Annotated in this window: 15 protein-coding genes; 6 read left to right on the forward strand and 9 right to left on the reverse strand. The window is 66.6% G+C overall.

The window, feature by feature from the left end:
* The first annotated feature begins 181 nt into the window (after positions 1 to 181).
* Positions 182 to 2635, forward strand: coding sequence for a SpoIIE family protein phosphatase (locus ACZ7L1_RS36565; RefSeq protein ID WP_471443672.1), 2454 nt, complete (start codon positions 182 to 184; stop codon positions 2633 to 2635).
* Positions 2636 to 2720: 85 nt separating this feature from the next.
* Entirely contained in the window at positions 2721 to 2915 is a 195-nt protein-coding gene (locus tag ACZ7L1_RS36570) for a hypothetical protein (protein WP_471443740.1), read from the forward strand.
* A gap of 158 nt (positions 2916 to 3073) precedes the next feature.
* Here ACZ7L1_RS36570 and ACZ7L1_RS36575 read toward each other — a convergent pair whose 3' ends face one another.
* From ACZ7L1_RS36575 to ACZ7L1_RS36590, 4 genes are all read right to left on the reverse strand, one after another.
* Positions 3074 to 4018, reverse strand: a complete 945-nt coding sequence (locus ACZ7L1_RS36575; protein WP_471443674.1) for an NADP-dependent oxidoreductase — start codon at positions 4016 to 4018, stop codon at positions 3074 to 3076.
* 221 nt (positions 4019 to 4239) lie between these two features.
* A complete protein-coding gene (locus ACZ7L1_RS36580; RefSeq protein WP_471443676.1) occupies positions 4240 to 4746 on the reverse strand; it encodes a GNAT family N-acetyltransferase in 507 nt (168 codons plus the stop codon).
* Entirely contained in the window at positions 4743 to 5228 is a 486-nt protein-coding gene (locus ACZ7L1_RS36585) for a GNAT family N-acetyltransferase (protein ID WP_471443678.1), read from the reverse strand. The genes ACZ7L1_RS36580 and ACZ7L1_RS36585 overlap by 4 nt, the downstream gene beginning before the upstream one ends.
* 46 nt (positions 5229 to 5274) lie before the next feature.
* Positions 5275 to 6192: an NADP-dependent oxidoreductase gene (locus ACZ7L1_RS36590; RefSeq protein WP_471443680.1), complete on the reverse strand. Its 918-nt coding sequence runs from the start codon at positions 6190 to 6192 to the stop codon at positions 5275 to 5277.
* A gap of 1441 nt (positions 6193 to 7633) precedes the next feature.
* Between ACZ7L1_RS36590 and ACZ7L1_RS36595 the strand changes: the two genes are divergently transcribed.
* The 4 genes from ACZ7L1_RS36595 (at position 7634) to ACZ7L1_RS36610 (ending at position 11243) form a co-directional block, all read left to right on the forward strand.
* A complete protein-coding gene (locus tag ACZ7L1_RS36595) occupies positions 7634 to 8950 on the forward strand; it encodes an MFS transporter (RefSeq protein ID WP_471443682.1) in 1317 nt (438 codons plus the stop codon).
* Between the two features lie 287 nt (positions 8951 to 9237).
* Positions 9238 to 9501, forward strand: a complete 264-nt coding sequence (locus tag ACZ7L1_RS36600) for a hypothetical protein (protein WP_471443684.1) — start codon at positions 9238 to 9240, stop codon at positions 9499 to 9501.
* Between the two features lie 50 nt (positions 9502 to 9551).
* Positions 9552 to 10466: a DNA-3-methyladenine glycosylase family protein gene (locus ACZ7L1_RS36605; RefSeq protein ID WP_471443686.1), complete on the forward strand. Its 915-nt coding sequence runs from the start codon at positions 9552 to 9554 to the stop codon at positions 10464 to 10466.
* A 675-nt stretch (positions 10467 to 11141) separates the two neighbouring features.
* Positions 11142 to 11243 (forward strand): hypothetical protein, encoded by a 102-nt coding sequence (locus ACZ7L1_RS36610; RefSeq protein ID WP_471443688.1) that lies wholly within the window; start codon positions 11142 to 11144, stop codon positions 11241 to 11243.
* Between the two features lie 16 nt (positions 11244 to 11259).
* Here the strand turns inward: ACZ7L1_RS36610 and ACZ7L1_RS36615 are convergent, their stop codons facing one another.
* The 5 genes from ACZ7L1_RS36615 to ACZ7L1_RS36635 all read right to left on the reverse strand — a co-directional run bounded on the left by ACZ7L1_RS36615 (position 11260) and on the right by ACZ7L1_RS36635 (position 14497).
* The gene (locus tag ACZ7L1_RS36615) at positions 11260 to 11460 is read right to left on the reverse strand and encodes a hypothetical protein (protein ID WP_471443690.1); all 201 of its coding nucleotides are present in this window, start codon (positions 11458 to 11460) and stop codon (positions 11260 to 11262) included.
* A gap of 331 nt (positions 11461 to 11791) precedes the next feature.
* Positions 11792 to 12175, reverse strand: a complete 384-nt coding sequence (locus tag ACZ7L1_RS36620; RefSeq protein ID WP_471443692.1) for an MmcQ/YjbR family DNA-binding protein — start codon at positions 12173 to 12175, stop codon at positions 11792 to 11794.
* Positions 12176 to 12336: 161 nt separating this feature from the next.
* Complete coding sequence (locus tag ACZ7L1_RS36625; RefSeq protein WP_471443694.1) at positions 12337 to 12984, reverse strand: nitroreductase family protein; 648 nt, start codon at positions 12982 to 12984, stop codon at positions 12337 to 12339.
* Between the two features lie 59 nt (positions 12985 to 13043).
* Positions 13044 to 13868, reverse strand: coding sequence for an isocitrate lyase/PEP mutase family protein (locus ACZ7L1_RS36630; RefSeq protein WP_471443696.1), 825 nt, complete (start codon positions 13866 to 13868; stop codon positions 13044 to 13046).
* Between the two features lie 80 nt (positions 13869 to 13948).
* Positions 13949 to 14497, reverse strand: a complete 549-nt coding sequence (locus tag ACZ7L1_RS36635) for a carboxymuconolactone decarboxylase family protein (protein WP_471443698.1) — start codon at positions 14495 to 14497, stop codon at positions 13949 to 13951.
* Positions 14498 to 15585: the final 1088 nt, after the last annotated feature.

The following is a 15585-nucleotide window of genomic DNA, read 5'->3' on the forward strand; positions in this document are numbered from 1 at the left end:
GAACAACTCCCATAGACCGTCTGGAACCAGGTGCTCTACAAGTCTCTCCACGCGGGCTTAACGCCCCGCCCCCGCCAAAAGAAACGGTGTCTAAGTGGTCCGGTCTTTTGCTCAGAAAATGGTCCGCACGTGTGGGCAGACGCGCGCATACGCTCGGGTCGCCACGCATCTGATGGGAACCATGATGATGAGCACTGACCAGACCCCAGTCTTGGAGCCGCTGGGGCTCCGCGAGATATCCGACGCAGCGATAGCAGTGATCGACGAGCAAGGGACGGTGGTCGCGTGGACGCAAGCCGCTCAGCGCCTTGTTGGGTACTGCGCTGAGGACGTGGTGGGCCGGTCCGCCACACTCGTGCTGCCGTCCTCCGAGGAGGCGCTAGGGGTATCGGCGTTCGCCGAGCAGTGCCGTGCCCAAGGTGGCTGGTCCGGCACCGCGGCGGTCCGCCACCGCGACGGCCGCACGCTCAACCTGTTCCTGCGCCTCTCGCTGCTGTGGGGACAGGATGCAACCCACCGGTGGCTGGTATCCCTGACCGACATAGGCGCGCTCTCCTCAGGGATGATGAACGGATCGGTGCGGGAGTCGCTGCTTGCCCGCGCGCCGGTCGGCGTCGCCATTCGTGACCCGCAGCTTCGCTGTACGTGGATGAACGACACGATGGAGCATGACGGCATTTCCCGTGACCGGAGGTTCGGACGCCGCCTGAAGGATTCACTGCCCGGCTTCGAGGCCGAAGCCCTTGAAGCGGTGATGCGGCAGGTGCTGGCGAGCGGCACTTCCGCGGTCCACGAGTACCGGGCATGGCCGCCGGAAGATCCGCGCCGGGAGCACGCATTCGCGGCCTCGTTCTTCTGCCTCCAGGACGCGGGCGGTCAGGCACTGGGGGTGTGCTCCTTGACCGTGGATGTCACCAGCAACCAGCGGGTGCGCGAGCGCCTTGCCGTCCTCAGCCAGGCCAGCACGCGCATCGGGAGCACCCTGGACGTCATGCAGACCGGACAGGAACTGGCCAGCCTCGCCGTGCCCCTGTTGGCCGACTACGTCACCGTCGACCTGGCAGAGTCGGTTCCATTCGGCAAAGAGCCTCCTGCCCAAGACGACACAACGTACGGTCGCCCCCGCGTGTTCCGACGTGCCGGTTTGGCCTCGATCCACCCAGGGATCCCAGAGTCGACGTTTGCGCGAGGGGAGACAATTTCCGTCCCCCCAAACTCGCCGCTCGCTAGCGCACTGTGCACGGGAAGGTCCCACCTGGAACCGGTACTGGACACCACCCCTGGGACATGGATCGACCACGACCCGGCACGGGCGCAAAAGATCCGTGAGAACGGGGTGCACTCCCTGATGATTGTGCCCATCCGTGCCCGGCGCTCCGTGTTGGGCGTGGCGTTGTTCGCACGCACCGAGGACCCGATGCCATTCCAGGAGGATGACCTACTCCTGGCTGAGGAGTTGGTCACCCGGGCCGCGCTGTGCTTGGACAACGCTCGCCAGTACGCTCGCGAACGCAGCACGGCCCTCGCCCTCCAGCGCAACCTGCTCCCGCACGGTTTGAGGGGCGGCGTCGCCGTCGAGGCGGCCGGGCGCTACTTGCCGGCCGACACGGACGCCGGCGTCGGAGGCGACTGGTTCGATGTGATCCCGCTGCCTGGCGCCCGGGTGGCCCTCGTCGTCGGTGATGTGGTCGGACACGGCATCAACGCCGCGGTGACCATGGGCAGGCTCCGCACCGCCGTCCGCACGCTCGCGGACCTGGACCTGCCCCCCGACGAACTGCTGAACCACCTCGATGACAGCGTCCGGCGGCTGACCGGGGAAGATGACGACGCCCCGGGTCAGATCCCCGCGATTATGGGCGCGACCTGTGTGTACGCCGTCTACGACCCGGCCACCCGGCAGTGCACGATGGCACGGGCCGGGCACCCCCCGCCCGCGATAGTCGACGCACAAGGCCAGGTCACCTTCCCCGACCTGCCCACCGGAGCCCCACTCGGCCTCGGCCTCGGGCTGGTCCCCTTCGACGCCGTGGAAGTGGAACTGCCCGAAGGCAGCCTGCTCGCGTTCTACACCGACGGCCTGGTCGAATCCCGTGACGACGACATCGAGGTCGGCATGCGCCGCCTCGGCACCGCCCTGGCACAACCCGAACAGCCCTTGGAAGACTTGTGCTCCTCAGTGATGGAAACCGTGCCGACTCAGGCAGCATCTGACGACGTCGCCTTGCTCCTTGCCCGGATCCACACACTCAAGCCGACCCACATTGCCTCCTGGGACCTGCCAACCGAGCCGGCCGTCGTCAGTGTCGCCCGGCACCTGGCCGCCCATCAACTCAGCGAATGGGGACTGGAGCAGCTCGTGCCAACCACGGAGCTGATCATCAGCGAACTGGTCACCAACGCTATCCACCACGGCGTCGGCCCGATCAGGCTACGGCTCATCCAGCACGAAGTCCTGACCTGCGAAGTCTTTGACAGCGGAAAGTGTTACCCGCGCCTGCGCCATGCCCGCATGGTCGACGAAAACGGCCGGGGACTGTTCCTGATCGCCCAGTTGTCCAGCAGGTGGGGCTTCCGCTCCGCGGCGGGCGGCAAGCTCGTCTGGGCCGACCAAGAGCTCCCGTCCACGCGGTAAAGCGAGTATCGATGAGGGCCTCCCTCTCGGTCCCCACGCCAGCACATCAATGGGGCCGCGGAGATCCCACTCCTAGGCTGGTGCCGTGAAACTCGTCGAGGGGCGCAAGCTCATCCCGGCCTTGGTGCTGTATACCGAGCACACGAAGCGCTCGTCGTGTCGGTTCCGGTTGGAGTACCTCGTCAACGGGCCGGTTCTGCCAGCCGGCTATCTCATCGGCCACCACATCGGTGATCTTCGACACCAGGGCAGGGGACAACACCTATCGCCGGCCTCGTAGCCGAGGTGGTCGGCCCTGCGGCGCCGCTGTCGCGCGCTCAAGTCCTCCGCCACGCCCCGAAGCGAGTACGTGCGCGATCTCCCCTACGAGCGGGCACGTAGGGGAGATCGCCGAAGCGCCATACCTGAGGGAGGACGGTCGCTGCCTCTGGGCCCTCCTTACCGACGAACGCGGATGATCGTCTTCCCATTGATCCGCTCGGTAGGGTTGAAGGCGGCCACAGCATCGTCGAGGGTTGCGACTTGGCCGATGTTCGTCCGTAGCTGTCCGTCCTTCACGCGCCGCGCGATCTCACTCAGTTGCGCGCGATCGGACACGACAACGAAGTCGATCGCCCGACCGTTGGCCGGCCGCGCCTCGGGCGGCCCGGCGACGGTCACCAGCATTCCTTCGGCTCGAATCAGACCCGCGGACCGCTTCCCGATGGCACCGCCGAAGACATCGAATACCAGATCGACGCCGCCGACATCTTCCAGCGCGTCGTTCTCAAGGTCGACGAACTCCTGTGCGCCGAAGTCGAGCGCCGACTGACGATGGGCAGCGCGTCCGGTACCGATGACGTAGGCGCCGGCCTCACGTGCGAGCTGTGTCGCCATGGAGCCGACCGCGCCGGCCGCACCGTGCACAAGGACGCTCTGCCCCACCCCGAGGTGGCCGTGCTCGAACAGCCCCTGCCACGCGGTCAGGCCAGTCATCGCGACGCCCGCACCTACCGTGAAGTCAACGTCGCCAGGCAACGGCGCAAGGTTGCGCGCCTCGACGACGACAAACTCTGCCAGGGTGCCGTCGCGGGTCCAGTCGGTGAGGCCGAACACCCGCTGTCCGACCGACAGCCCCGCCGTTCCATAGCTGAGGGCGGTGACTACACCGGCCACCTCGTGGCCCGGGATTGACGGCGTGCGGTCACGGCCGAGGCGATCGATCCAGGTCGAGGGCCACTCCAGCTCATTCCCAGTGAATCCTGACGCATGAACTTCCACGACGACATCGCCGTAGTTCGCGCCTTCAAGACTAGCCAGCCCCGCCGTGTCCGGATCGGGTCGCTCCACCAGCTGCATCCCTGCCGTTCCCGCGGCACGGTCCGTCACCACGATCGCTTTCATCTGAATACCTCTCTCCGTAACAGCCCTCGTTTACCTCCTGCATGAGATAACGGGGGATCTCTGTTCTCTCCGCGTCCAGATGGACGAACTGCCCTTATCCCGTTCGGTCAGGTTGAAGGCGCCGACGGCATCGGCGGGGGTCGAGGCGCTGCCGATGCTCGTCCGCGCCGACCATCTCCGGACTCGCTGGACGACTCGAAGCACGTTTGAAAGACGGACGGCTACATCCAGTCGTGCTCGAGCGCGATGATCTGCCTCTCGTCGTCCGGCCCGCCCGCGGGTCCGTGCTGGTGGTCCGGCCCGTCTGCGGGTTCGTGCTGTGGGTGGGCGCCGGAGCCCGGATGAACCTTGTCGATGAGATCGAGGTATTGCGGGTGGCGGGCAATAAACTCGCCCACAACCGGGCAGATGATGGTGATCTTCTTTCCGCTCTCGCGGATCTCGTTCAGCACGCGAGCGATGAGCTCCGTGGCTACCCGCTTGTGGCGGTAGGCGGGGTCGACCCAGGTCGTCAGCAGTACGACGCGGCCGCCGACGAACCGATATGGGAGTTCTGCGATCGCCTCGGGACCGAGGGACGCGGTCCAGCGACCACGCTCGGCGTCGTTGGCGATATCGAGCTCCCAGGCGGACTCGGCCTCACGGAGACCGGTCTCGTCCAGAGCAGCGATGAGGGCCGCGTTGTTCTGTTCACGAAAGGCCGCCTCGGCCTCGATGTTGGTCGTCACTGTCGGACACCTTCTGTCGGCGTGGCCCAGCGGGTTGGTTCAGGACTGGTGCGACCCTGTGGTCGCCCGGGGTGCTCAGGGTCGATGAGGTCCGCATACTCGGGGTTGTGCTCGATGAAGGTGCGCACGATCGGACACGTGATGGTGACCGTCATTCCTCGCGAGCGCACGTCGTCGAGGACCCGTCGGATCAGCTCGGTGGCGACGCCCTGTCTGCGGTACTCGGGGAGCACTGAGGTGGCCATGAGCACGAGTCGATCGTCGCCGGCGACGTTGTAGGGCAGGCCGGCGATCTCGGTGTCGCCGACGATGGCCTCGTAGATGCCGGTCTTCTCGTCGTTGACGACGTAGAAGTCGAACCCGGAGACGTGAGGATGATCGATCACCTCGTCCCCGCGGAGGACGACCTGGTCCTGACCGAGGGTGCCTTTCCCGTCGGGGTACTCGGTGGCATAGCGGGTCCGTTCGGTTGGCTCGGTCATGGGCGTGTTCCTTCGTTGCTTGCCGGTTCGGGGGTACGCCGTGTGCTTACGGGCGAACACGGATGATCGTCTTCCCCTTGACCCGCTCGGTGGGGTTGAAAGCGGCAACGGCCTCGTCGAGGTCCGCGACCTGGGCGATGTTCGTCCGCAACCGACCATCCCGGACCCGCTGGACGACCTCACCCAACTGCGTCCGATCGGCCTCGACGACGAAATCGACCGCCAGGCCTTCCTTCGGCTGCGCCTCGGGCGGGCCGGCGATCGTCACCAGCATTCCTCCGGCTCGGACCAGGCCTGCCGACCGCTTGCCGATGTCACCGCCGATCACGTCGAAGACCAGATCGACTCCGCCGATGTCTTCCAGTGCCTCGTTGTCGAGATCGACGAATTCCTTCGCGCCGAAGTCGAGTGCGGTCTGCCGGTCGGCAGCACGTCCGGTGCCGATGACGTAGGCACCGGCCTCACGGGCGAGCTGCGTCACCATCGAGCCGACGCCACCGGCCGCACCGTGCACGAGGACGCTCTGCCCCACCTCGAAGCGGCCGTGCACGAACAGCCCCTGCCACGCGGTCAGACCCGAGATCGGCAGGCTCGCGCCCACGGTGAAGTCGACGTCCCCCGGCAGTGGCGCGAGGTTACGCGCCTCGACGGCCACGTACTCCGCCAGGGTGCCGTCGCGAGTCCACTCCGCGAGCCCGAACACCCGCTGTCCCACCGACAGGCCCCTCGTGCCATAGCCGAGAGCGCTGACCACCCCTGCAACCTCGTGCCCAGGGATCGACGGTGTCCGGTCACGGCCGAGCCGATCGGTCCATGTCCCGGGCCACGTCAGCTCACCGGGGGTGAATCCCGACGCGTGCACCTCAACGAGAACGTCGTTCCCGGCAGCCTCCGGCTCCGGGCGCTCTTCCAGCATCATCCCGGCCGTTCCCGCGGCCTGGTCCGTCACCACAATCGCCTTCATTCGGCACCTCCCTGCATCCAGTCTTTGCCTGCATGACCCATGCAGGGTCCGGTCGTAACTGGACCCTCAAGTCCACATTAGTACGGCGCCATGTCGCCCGGCAGGTCGGGTCGGCGGTCTTGATCGTCGTTAGAGACTTGCCTGGCCACAGTCCCGATGCATCTGCGCGCGACGCCGGCCCCACCCCTTCCACGACGGGAACGGCCTGCGCAGGCTTGAGTTTCTTGCTTCTGACTCGCGTCCTGCAACCGCCGCTCGCTGCCGCGCGCTCCGCCCCGTGGCCCCGATGAGTGCGCCACTGCTTGGGATCGACCGAACTGGACGATCGAGTCCACGTTAGGATGGCGGAGGACCGTTCGACAAGCATCAGCGGACGATCCCGTGTTGCTGCACCGGTCGGCAGGGTTCGACAGTGCGAGCAGCGCGAAGCCCGCCCTGGGTCTGACGTCGTCGACATTGCCCCTGTCCATGCCTGGGGCGACGCACCACCCCGATTGGAGCCTGTCATGTCTAGGACTGAGAGACCTGCGGTAAGCCACGGCGACGGCATCAATGCAGCCGGCATCGCGGAAGCGGTGACGCGAGCACCATTCACCTACACCGACGGGGCAACACAGGTGTTCACTCACGACGGGAGCACCACCTACGTCGAGAAAGGGAGCCAATCGTCCAGAGAGGCGGGAGTAGACGATCAAGGGCGGTTTTGGTCTTTTCTGGCCGCCCACCTACGGTGCTACGACGTCTCGCGGATCACATGCGCCGATGGCGATGTCGCCAGCGGTGAATCGCGGAGGGACGTTCAAGGGACGGTACACCTCCGGGTTCGCCTGATTCCCGGGATGAGGCCCACCCTCGCGCTCTTCTTGCGAGAGATCTCCGCAGAGGCTGTATCCGTTGTATTCCCAGAATAGGCGCTCCGGTCCCAGAAGCCCGGTCGTTGTCGGACCTCGTCAGACCTCGGGTCCACGTCGCGCCCCGTGGGAGACGGCCCATACTGTGTGCCCGACATGCACCAACCCTGGCGGACGCCCGCTCGAGCCCGGTACGGGAACCCTGCTCCCGACAGGTAGGTAGTACGGCGGGCCGACCGCAGGAGAGTCAGCGCCACCAGCACCAGTGCGCGCATCCGACCGGCGAGGCAGAGCGGCGCTCTCGTCCGTGGGCGCCTCCAGGCGCGCCGGGGGGAGTTGGGTGGTGCTCGACCAACCGACGGCGCGGCGTCTGCATCGGACATAGACCCCCTGTAGATCGAGCGTTGGTCGACTGGGAACAGACCTGCACCAGAAGCCGGTGGCGGTCTGTTTCTCCTCGTCGGTGTGGATTTCGCCGTAGGGCAGGCGGGAGTGGCCTCAGAGCAGCGGCTCGTGCCGGCGCAGCCGGCTGCGCCGGGAGGCCGCCGAGGAGCGGGCGAGATCGCGACATTGGCCGGTAAGACGGCGCCGTGGATCGACGTAAGACGGCGCCGTGGATCGACGTAAACGAAATGGACGACGACGCAACAATGGAAAGGCATGACTCGATGCAAGACGTGGCACCAGTGATCAACCCGGCTCGCGGGGGCAGAACGCTCCGGCTGGCATTCTCATCTGCGGTGGTCTCCCTGGTGGCCTCGTTCGCCGCGTTGGTCACGCCGATTCCCCTGTTCAACACCTATCGGGCTGAGGATGGGTTCACCAACGCCGATATCGCGCTGGCCGTCGTCGCCAACTCCGTGGGTACTATCGCTGCACTGTTGGTGCTGGGACGACTGTCCAATCATCTGGGCCGACGGCTCACCGCGATCGGCAGTCTCGGCCTGCTCATGCTGGGCTGTCTGCTGCTGCTGAACGTGCACGGCATCGGCATTCTGCTGGCCTCTCGGCTACTGATGGGCGTCGGTACGGGGCTGGCCAGCAGCAGCCTTACCTCCTACATCGTCGACGCCGCGCCTAGCAGGCCGACCTGGTTGGCCTCTGTCGCGTCCAGCCAAGGACCCATGCTCGGCCTCTCCCTCGGCGCGATCGCCTCTGGCGCCCTGGTCCAGTTCGGCCCTTGGCCACGCCACCTCATCTACCTGGTTTCCGCCGGTCTCCTCGTCCTGTCTGCCGCACTCATCGTCATCAGTCCGGAGACCGCGAAGCCGACGCCCGGCGCTTGGCGATCACTGGTACCCCGGGTCCGCGTACCGGCCCGGGTCAGTCATCTGCTTCCCGTCGCGGCCGCGGTGTTCGTGGCTACCTGGACGACCGGGGCTTTCTACCAGGCCTTCATGCCTGCGCTCGTCGAAGATCAACTCCACACCCGCAGCTCGCTCACGCTCGGGCTGGTGTTCGCCGCCTATATGGCCCCCAGCGTTCTCGGCGCTCCCCTCGGCGGCCGATTCACATCCGCGGCGGCCCAACGCATCGGCATGATCATCTTCCTGGTCGGATGGATCGGCATCATCACAGCGATCGACGTAGGCACACTGGCGTTGTTCATCGCCGCAACCATCGTGGCAGGCGCCGGTCAAGGCATCGCCATCAGTGCCGCCACCCGCGGCCTGCTGTACGGCAGCACCCTCGCCGACCGGGCACCGATCTTCAGCGCAATCTACCTCCTCTGCTACGTTGGCGCCGCCCTCCTCAGCTTCATCTCCGGGCAACTCTCCAATACCTTCTCGCTACCGCAGATCGCCCTCGGGTACGGGTCACTCGCCCTCGTTGCCACCGTGATCACTGTCCTCGCTGCACGCAGCCCGCATACAGACCCGACCGGGAACAGCCAGCATGGCGAGTAATCATGACGAGCCTCACCGTCAGAGGATTGCCGACGTGCCGTCCCATACGCGCACCCTCGATGTGTCGCCCGGCCAGGTCCGTATTGGGTGCTGTCGGTCATGGAAGCACTGGCCTCATCGAGCGGCGACGTGGAGTTGACGCCATGCCGCCGCGCTCCCTCACCGACTCCTATGGAGCCGTTCCGTCGGAACTGAGCCCTGGCGTGCGAGAGAGGTAGTCCACTTCAGCCACTTCCGAAAGGCGATTCCCCGCGACTTCACCCGCCTCAACCAGCGAGGACCCGATCATGCGTCAGATCCACGTGCAAGCCGACAAGAACGAGCAGCTGCGCCAGGAGCGCCCCAGCCACCAGATCGACGCCGGCACCGAACACCAGCGCCCGTCCGTGCCGGAGATCCAGCTCGGCCTCTGCACGGGCCCGCTCCGGCAGCGCCGACACGACTCGACGCCCGCCGGAACTCCGGCTCGTCCCAGGTGCGCCCTGCTTCCCACCGTGCATGCTGCAAGCGACCTTCGGCGTGAGCCCAGCATGGCGGCTGTTCCCGTTTGATCCGATGGGCACGGCCCCCGAGAGAATTCAGCCCTTCTGAAAGCAGCCAGATGCTCCAGCCACCGGACGAGTCGCTCCACTGGCAGCCCGGCTTCCCCGTCGACGTACGACGGACGCTGGCCGCTCTGCGCCGCGGCCACCACGATCCCACCCACCGCGTCACGCCCGACCGGGCCCTCTGGCGCACCGCGCTCACTTCCACGGGGCCGGTCAGCTATCGCATCCGGCAACAGCGGCTCGATGACCTGACCATCGACGCCTGGGGCCCCGGGGCCCGCGAGCTGGTGGACACCATCCCGACCGAACTCGGCGCGGGGGATCACCCCGAGCTGTTCCGGCCCGACCACCCCTTTCTCCGGCGCGCGCTGCGCCGGATGCCGGGCCTGCGTGTGCCATGCACCGGGCGGCTGTTCGAAGCGCTGGTCCCGGCGATCATCGAGCAGCGCGTCGTCGGTCTGGACGCCCACGCCGCCTTCGCTCGCCTCGTGCGGGCGCACGGCACCGAACCGCCCGGCCCCGCCCCGCAGGGCATGCGCGTGCCACCGACCCCAAGGGCGTGGTCGTCGGTCCCCAGTTGGGGGTGGCGCCAGGCCGGCGTCGACCTGCACCGCTCCCGCACCGTGATCCAGGCCGCCCACCACGCCGCTCGCATCGACCAGTCCGCGGGCGACCCCGGGCGTGCCTACGCGCTCCTGGCCAAGCTGACGGGTATCGGGCCTTGGACCGCCGCCCAGGTCGGCCACCGCGCACTCGGCGACGCCGACGCTCTCCCCCTCGGGGACTACCACCTCGGCCGGATGACGGGTGCCGCCCTGCTCGGCCGTCGCTTGGACGACAGCGAGATCGAGGCGTTCTACGAGCCCTTCCGCCCGCACCGCTACCGGGTCCTCCGCCTGATCGAACTCACTCCCCGCTCGGCCCCCCGCCGCGCGCCCCGGGCACCGCGTGCAGGACCCCTGCGCTGAACGCCCGTCAGGCCCGAAGAGATGCCGGCTCCGGTAGCTCACCAGCTGATACCCGCCGCGGCCGGGAGGTGGTCGCGGCCGTTGGCCGGGAGGACCCAGGAGCGATGCGGGTCCACGCCGCGGAGGAGGATCTGATCGATGCGGACCACCGGGAAAGACGCCGGGTAGGTGAAGCCGAAGCAGGCGCCGGGGGCGGGCTGGGCCGAGTGGAGTCGGGAGGTGAGGGGGCGAGCTCGCCCCCGTCCGTGGTGCCGTTCAGGTCGCCGAGGACGACCACGTCGCTGCTCGTGTCGGCGGCGACGGCCTTGCCGACGTGTTCAGCGGCTTCGCTGCGTTCGGCCTGCGGGTGGGGAAGGCGGCCGGCGACGTTCACACGGCCGGCTCGAGAAAGTGCGCCAGGCCGAGGGGTGCGCGGTGAGCCCGAGCGTCATGTTCCGGTCGCCACCCAGTAGCCTCGGGACACTGCGTTCTCGGGTCGGTGGTGATACTCGCGCGACCAGATGCCGGTCCGGTATCAACGTGCCGTTGACCTGTTCGACCACCCAGCGCTTCGGCCGCGGCGCGAACCCTTTCCCCTTGTCTCAAGGTTGCGCCTGACGACGACTTCGATCCCCAACAATGTGCCGTGGATGACGTGGCAGCCTGGAGCGGCACTTCGGCGTCACGCTCGCCTTCATGAACTGCCACCCCAACGCCGCGTTCCGCCCCGGCACCGAACGGGACACGGCCTACCGGGAGTTCTCCTCGGTGCGCGCGGCTGCTCGTCCAGATCCCTGAGTTCGCAACTGCTGATTCACGCGAACAATGACCGCAGGTCCGGCGGCGCATACTGGGGCGGCGGTTCCCTTCGGGGGAATACCAGGTGATCGTCGTCGTAGACGCGCACGGACCCCTTCGGTGAGAGGTCGAGGTTCGGAGAGCCGTCCTCGCAGACCGTCGCAACGAACGCCTCGCGTTTGGCCTGTTCGTCGAGCGCGCGGTAGATACTGGCCACAGAGGGTTCTGTCCCCTGCGCTTGCCGGTGGGGATGATCAGGTCGGGCTGGATCTGCTCGACGGACTCGCCCCCGCCCGGCGTGGCAGGAGCGAGTACAGCATGTCCTCGGTGATGACGGCCAGCCGCCGTGCTTGCCCTTGCGGGCGGCGGCGTCGAGCCCCTGTCAGGGCCGAGCTGCAGGCCAATGGGCCGCGTGCATCGTGAATTCGCAGGTCATGGGTCTGGTGTGCGTGCCGGTTCGGGTACTTGCGCCGGTCGGGGGCCGATCGCCAGCGCCGTGTCGCGCGCTCTGCCCCAGAGCTTCTCGCCGCTGACGGGTATGACCAAGGTCAGGCGCGGCGGCCGTAGGTGCGCGGATCCACAGGCCGCTCGGACTTGGGAAGCCCGCCGACCACGAGACGGTATGAGTCGATCACGAGCTCCTTCACCAGCTTCTCGTCGATGGTGCCCCCGCCTTCCGCCGTGATCCAGTGCTTCTTGTTCATGTGATAGCCGGGGGTAATGTCCGCGTACTGCTCACGCAGCGCTGCGGCGTCGTCCGGATCAGCTTTCAGGATCACGACGGGGCGCCCCGGCATGTCGGTCATGAGCATGAAGACCTTGCCGCGCACCTTGTAGACCTTCCAGTCGGGGCTGAAACGATGCTCCAGGTCGACGCCGGGCAGTCCCACAGTGCAGTCGCCCGCGATCTTCTGCAGTTCCTGTCCGTCCAAGGTGATCAACTCCTCTATCGATCCGAGTGCCCTGACCGCCCGGTCAGGGCCCAAGGTGGCGCCTCCCGCAATGGCCGCCACGAACGGCGGCGCCCACACGCCGGCGACCTCAACGGGATCGTGTTACGAGCTCCATGTGCTGTGGGTTCCCGGGTGGGTGTTTAGATGAAGGTGAACAGCTGGTCGGCGTCGAATCGCGAGATCGGCGTGGTGTACACCCTCTCCGGGTCGGGGTAGCCGAGGGCCAGCAGCACCGTCGTGCTGTGTCCGGTCTCGCGGATCTTGAACGCCTTGTCGACACTGGTCGGGTCGAACCCCTCCAGCGGCGTGGCCTCGACGCCGAGCTCAGCGGCCGCCATCATGGTCAGGCCCACCGCCATGTAGGTTTGCTTCTCCATCCAGTGGTTCAGGTCCTTGTAGCTGTAATTGCGCAGGCTGAGGAAGTCTCGGGTCATTGATTCCCACAGCTCCTGCTTTGACGGGTCAGGGAACCGGCCGTCGGCCCTCTCCTTCGCGAACACCGCCTCGAGGTGGCTGTCAGGCACATCTGCCCGGGTGGTGAGGATGATGGTGTGCGACGCGTTCAGGATCTTCTCGGCGTTGTCCTTGAATCGTTCGCCCAGGTTGTTGGCGAGCCGCTCTTTGCCTTCGGGCGTGGCGAGGACGTAGAAGTGGTTGGGCTGTACGTTCACCGATGACGGCGTGGAGCGCAGGAACCTCAGCAACTGCTGAAGGGTTTCCTCCGGAATGGTCTTGCGGGGGTCGAAGTACCTGGTGAGGTGCTTGTTCATGAGCTTGTCGAGATTCATGTCAATCTGCCATCTTCTTGCGATGAGTGGGTGAGGAGCGGTGTTTCGCAGGGTTTGAGCTAGTTCGCGCCGCGGGCAAGCAGGTCGCTGATGCGCTCGAAGCTGATTCCTGTCGTCGCGGCGGCGAGGTCACCCGCGACGAGAGCCTTGGTGGCCTGTTCGACTGCCTCCATTGCGTGGGTGTAGAGCGCTGGACCCACACTGATGCGCTTGACCCCGACCTTCTGCAGTTCAGCGACGGTCAGCACCTTGTCCGCCGGCGAGATGAGGACGTTGACCGGTGTCGGCGCGACGGCGGTGACGATCGCGACGAGTGCGTCGAGGTCGGGTGGGTAAGGGGCGTAGAGCACATCCGCGCCGGCCTCGGCGAAGGCCGTCAGACGCCGGATGGTGTCGTCGAGATCGGGCCGCCCCTGGATGAAGTTGTCGGTGCGGCCGGTGACGACGATGCGCCCCTTGGCCGCCTCGACGGCGCTGCGTATGCGGTTGACCGCCTCGTCGAAGTCGCGAATCGGCTGATCGGGATTACCCGAGGTGTCTTCGATCCCGATACCGGCCAGTCCGGACTCGACGGCGGCTTCCACGGTCGAAGCGACGTCTTCAGGCGTGTCGCCGTAGCCGTCCTCGAAGTCTCCGTTGACGGGCAGCCCGGTGAGCCGGCCGAGTAGCCGCGCATGCTCGAGGTGCTCGCCACAAGTGACTTCGTGACGCCCGTCGGACCGGCCGAGTGTGGTGGCGAGTGCCGCCGATGATGTCGCGATCGCCTCGAAGCCGGCATCGGCCAGCATCAGCGCCGAGAGGCCGTCCCATGCGTTCGGCATGACGAAGCCACCGTCGCGGGTGTGCAGTGCCATGAACTTCTCATAGAGTTCGGTGGCCGGCATATCGAACCTTCCCGAGTGATCGTTTTGGGGTGGTGAGTGGTGTACCGGCTGTGTGCGCAGCCTCGACGGGGTCCCGGCGATCAGCCGGGCGTACCGGCCGAGTTGACGGCGGGGATGTTGATGTCGGTCTGGTTGACGTTGTTGATGAAGTTGGTCAGCAGGACCTGCACCGCCACCGTGACGATCGCCAGGATCTGCGGATCGGTGTACCCGGCGCCTCGCACAGCCGCGAGGTCCGCGTCGCTCACCTGACCGTGGCTCGCCACCACCTGCTGAGCGAAACGAGCGACCGCGGCGCGCTTGGGATCGATCGAGCTCCCGGCCCGGGCCAAGTCGATGTCATCGCTCGACATGCCACCGAGTTCGGACGATACGTACGTGTGTATCGCCAGGCAGTAATCGCAACCGTTGGCCTGCGACACGGCGAGCGCAATGGTGTGCCGCGTCTTCGCGTCCAGAACCCGGCCCAAGGTGCTTTGCAGGGTCGTGACGGCCTCGAGAACGGTCGGGTTCGACGCGAGAGTCGCGAACATGTTCGGGACGAAGCCGAACTGTGCGCCGACGTTGTCGAGGATGCGCTTCGTTCCGTCGGGGACGTCGTCAGGAGAGAGGACGTTCAGTCGTGACATGGCGCATCAACCTCCGGTGAGTGTGTGAGTGGTCAGCGTCGAGCCCAAGTCGGTTCTTACTGCTTCAGGGCCCGCTCCTCGCCGCGGCCGTGAACACTGCCACCTTTTGGGCTTGCCAGCCCACTTGCTTCTGCAGTTGACGCTACTGGTTTCTGGGCTGCCAAGCCCAGTTTGGGGTAGCGTGTGAAGCATGGAACGCACTACGGGAGCTCGGATGCCTCGCAAGCTCACAGACAAGGGCCAGGCGACGCAGTTTCGTCCTGGCAGTCATCGCATGGCAGGCCGAGCGCATCCTCGCGTTCCATCGGAGTGAGCCACCTGCTTCGACAGCCTGAAGTGACTTCGGGAGTGGGCGGATTTCTGCGTCGGCTACGAGCACGCAAGACGGACCTTGACGCTCACGACGAGCTCGCGAGTGGGATGCGTCCTGGGAAGTGGTGTACGGGCTCCCACCTGATCCCGGCGATTGCTGGACCGCTTGTTCGGCCGTCCGGGGAAGTCTCGGGCGGCCTCCAGATGGTGCACGGTCAGCTCCCGCACCGCAGACGGGCCGATCTGCCCGAACTGTCGTTCCACGCCCATCTCGCTCTGCTCGATCTGCCGTGCGGCCACCCCGCAGCCTGCACACTCTGATCGCCTGGACGGCAGTCCCGGCTTTGCCGTCAATTGGTGTCGCGAAGCACGCTCAGGAAGAGGTGTTCCGGTCCGCTTCGGAGGCATTCTTTGGATCCGATATCATCGCAATATGTCCCGTATTTTCCGGCGGGCGCGCGACGCAGGCCATGCCTCCCCTTGCTCGGCTTCGCTCGTGCAGGCGGGCCTCGACCGCCGGGTCGCCGCGACGTGCGCATGCACCCAGTGTGCGGACGCCCCTTCGCCTGGTGATGCACCGGCATCCGGCGCCGCGTGGTCACGGATCACGAGACAGTTCTTGGTACCCAGACACGGAAGCCGGCATACCTTCCACTACGTGGAGGTCGGTCATCCGGCCTTCACCTCGAGGGCACGTCTGCCATTTTCGCAGTCGAACCGGTTCCGACTCGTCCGCAGGCTCGGAGAATCGACGGTGGACCCCGGCTGACCTATCT

It is taken from the genome of Streptomyces sp. NPDC107546 (assembly GCF_055639175.1).

Excerpts from the sequence above, each read along its gene's own strand:
- ACZ7L1_RS36565 (WP_471443672.1), top strand. The coding sequence starts at position 182 with ATGATGATGAGCACTGACCAGACCCCAGTCTTGGAGCCGCTGGGGCTC.
- ACZ7L1_RS36575 (WP_471443674.1), bottom strand. The coding sequence starts at position 4,018 with ATGAAAGCGATCGTGGTGACGGACCGTGCCGCGGGAACGGCAGGGATG.
- ACZ7L1_RS36585 (WP_471443678.1), bottom strand. The coding sequence starts at position 5,228 with ATGACCGAGCCAACCGAACGGACCCGCTATGCCACCGAGTACCCCGAC.
- ACZ7L1_RS36590 (WP_471443680.1), bottom strand. The coding sequence starts at position 6,192 with ATGAAGGCGATTGTGGTGACGGACCAGGCCGCGGGAACGGCCGGGATG.
- ACZ7L1_RS36600 (WP_471443684.1), top strand. The coding sequence starts at position 9,238 with ATGCGTCAGATCCACGTGCAAGCCGACAAGAACGAGCAGCTGCGCCAG.
- ACZ7L1_RS36605 (WP_471443686.1), top strand. The coding sequence starts at position 9,552 with ATGCTCCAGCCACCGGACGAGTCGCTCCACTGGCAGCCCGGCTTCCCC.
- ACZ7L1_RS36610 (WP_471443688.1), top strand. The coding sequence starts at position 11,142 with ATGAACTGCCACCCCAACGCCGCGTTCCGCCCCGGCACCGAACGGGAC.
- ACZ7L1_RS36625 (WP_471443694.1), bottom strand. The coding sequence starts at position 12,984 with ATGAATCTCGACAAGCTCATGAACAAGCACCTCACCAGGTACTTCGAC.
- ACZ7L1_RS36630 (WP_471443696.1), bottom strand. The coding sequence starts at position 13,868 with ATGCCGGCCACCGAACTCTATGAGAAGTTCATGGCACTGCACACCCGC.
- ACZ7L1_RS36635 (WP_471443698.1), bottom strand. The coding sequence starts at position 14,497 with ATGTCACGACTGAACGTCCTCTCTCCTGACGACGTCCCCGACGGAACG.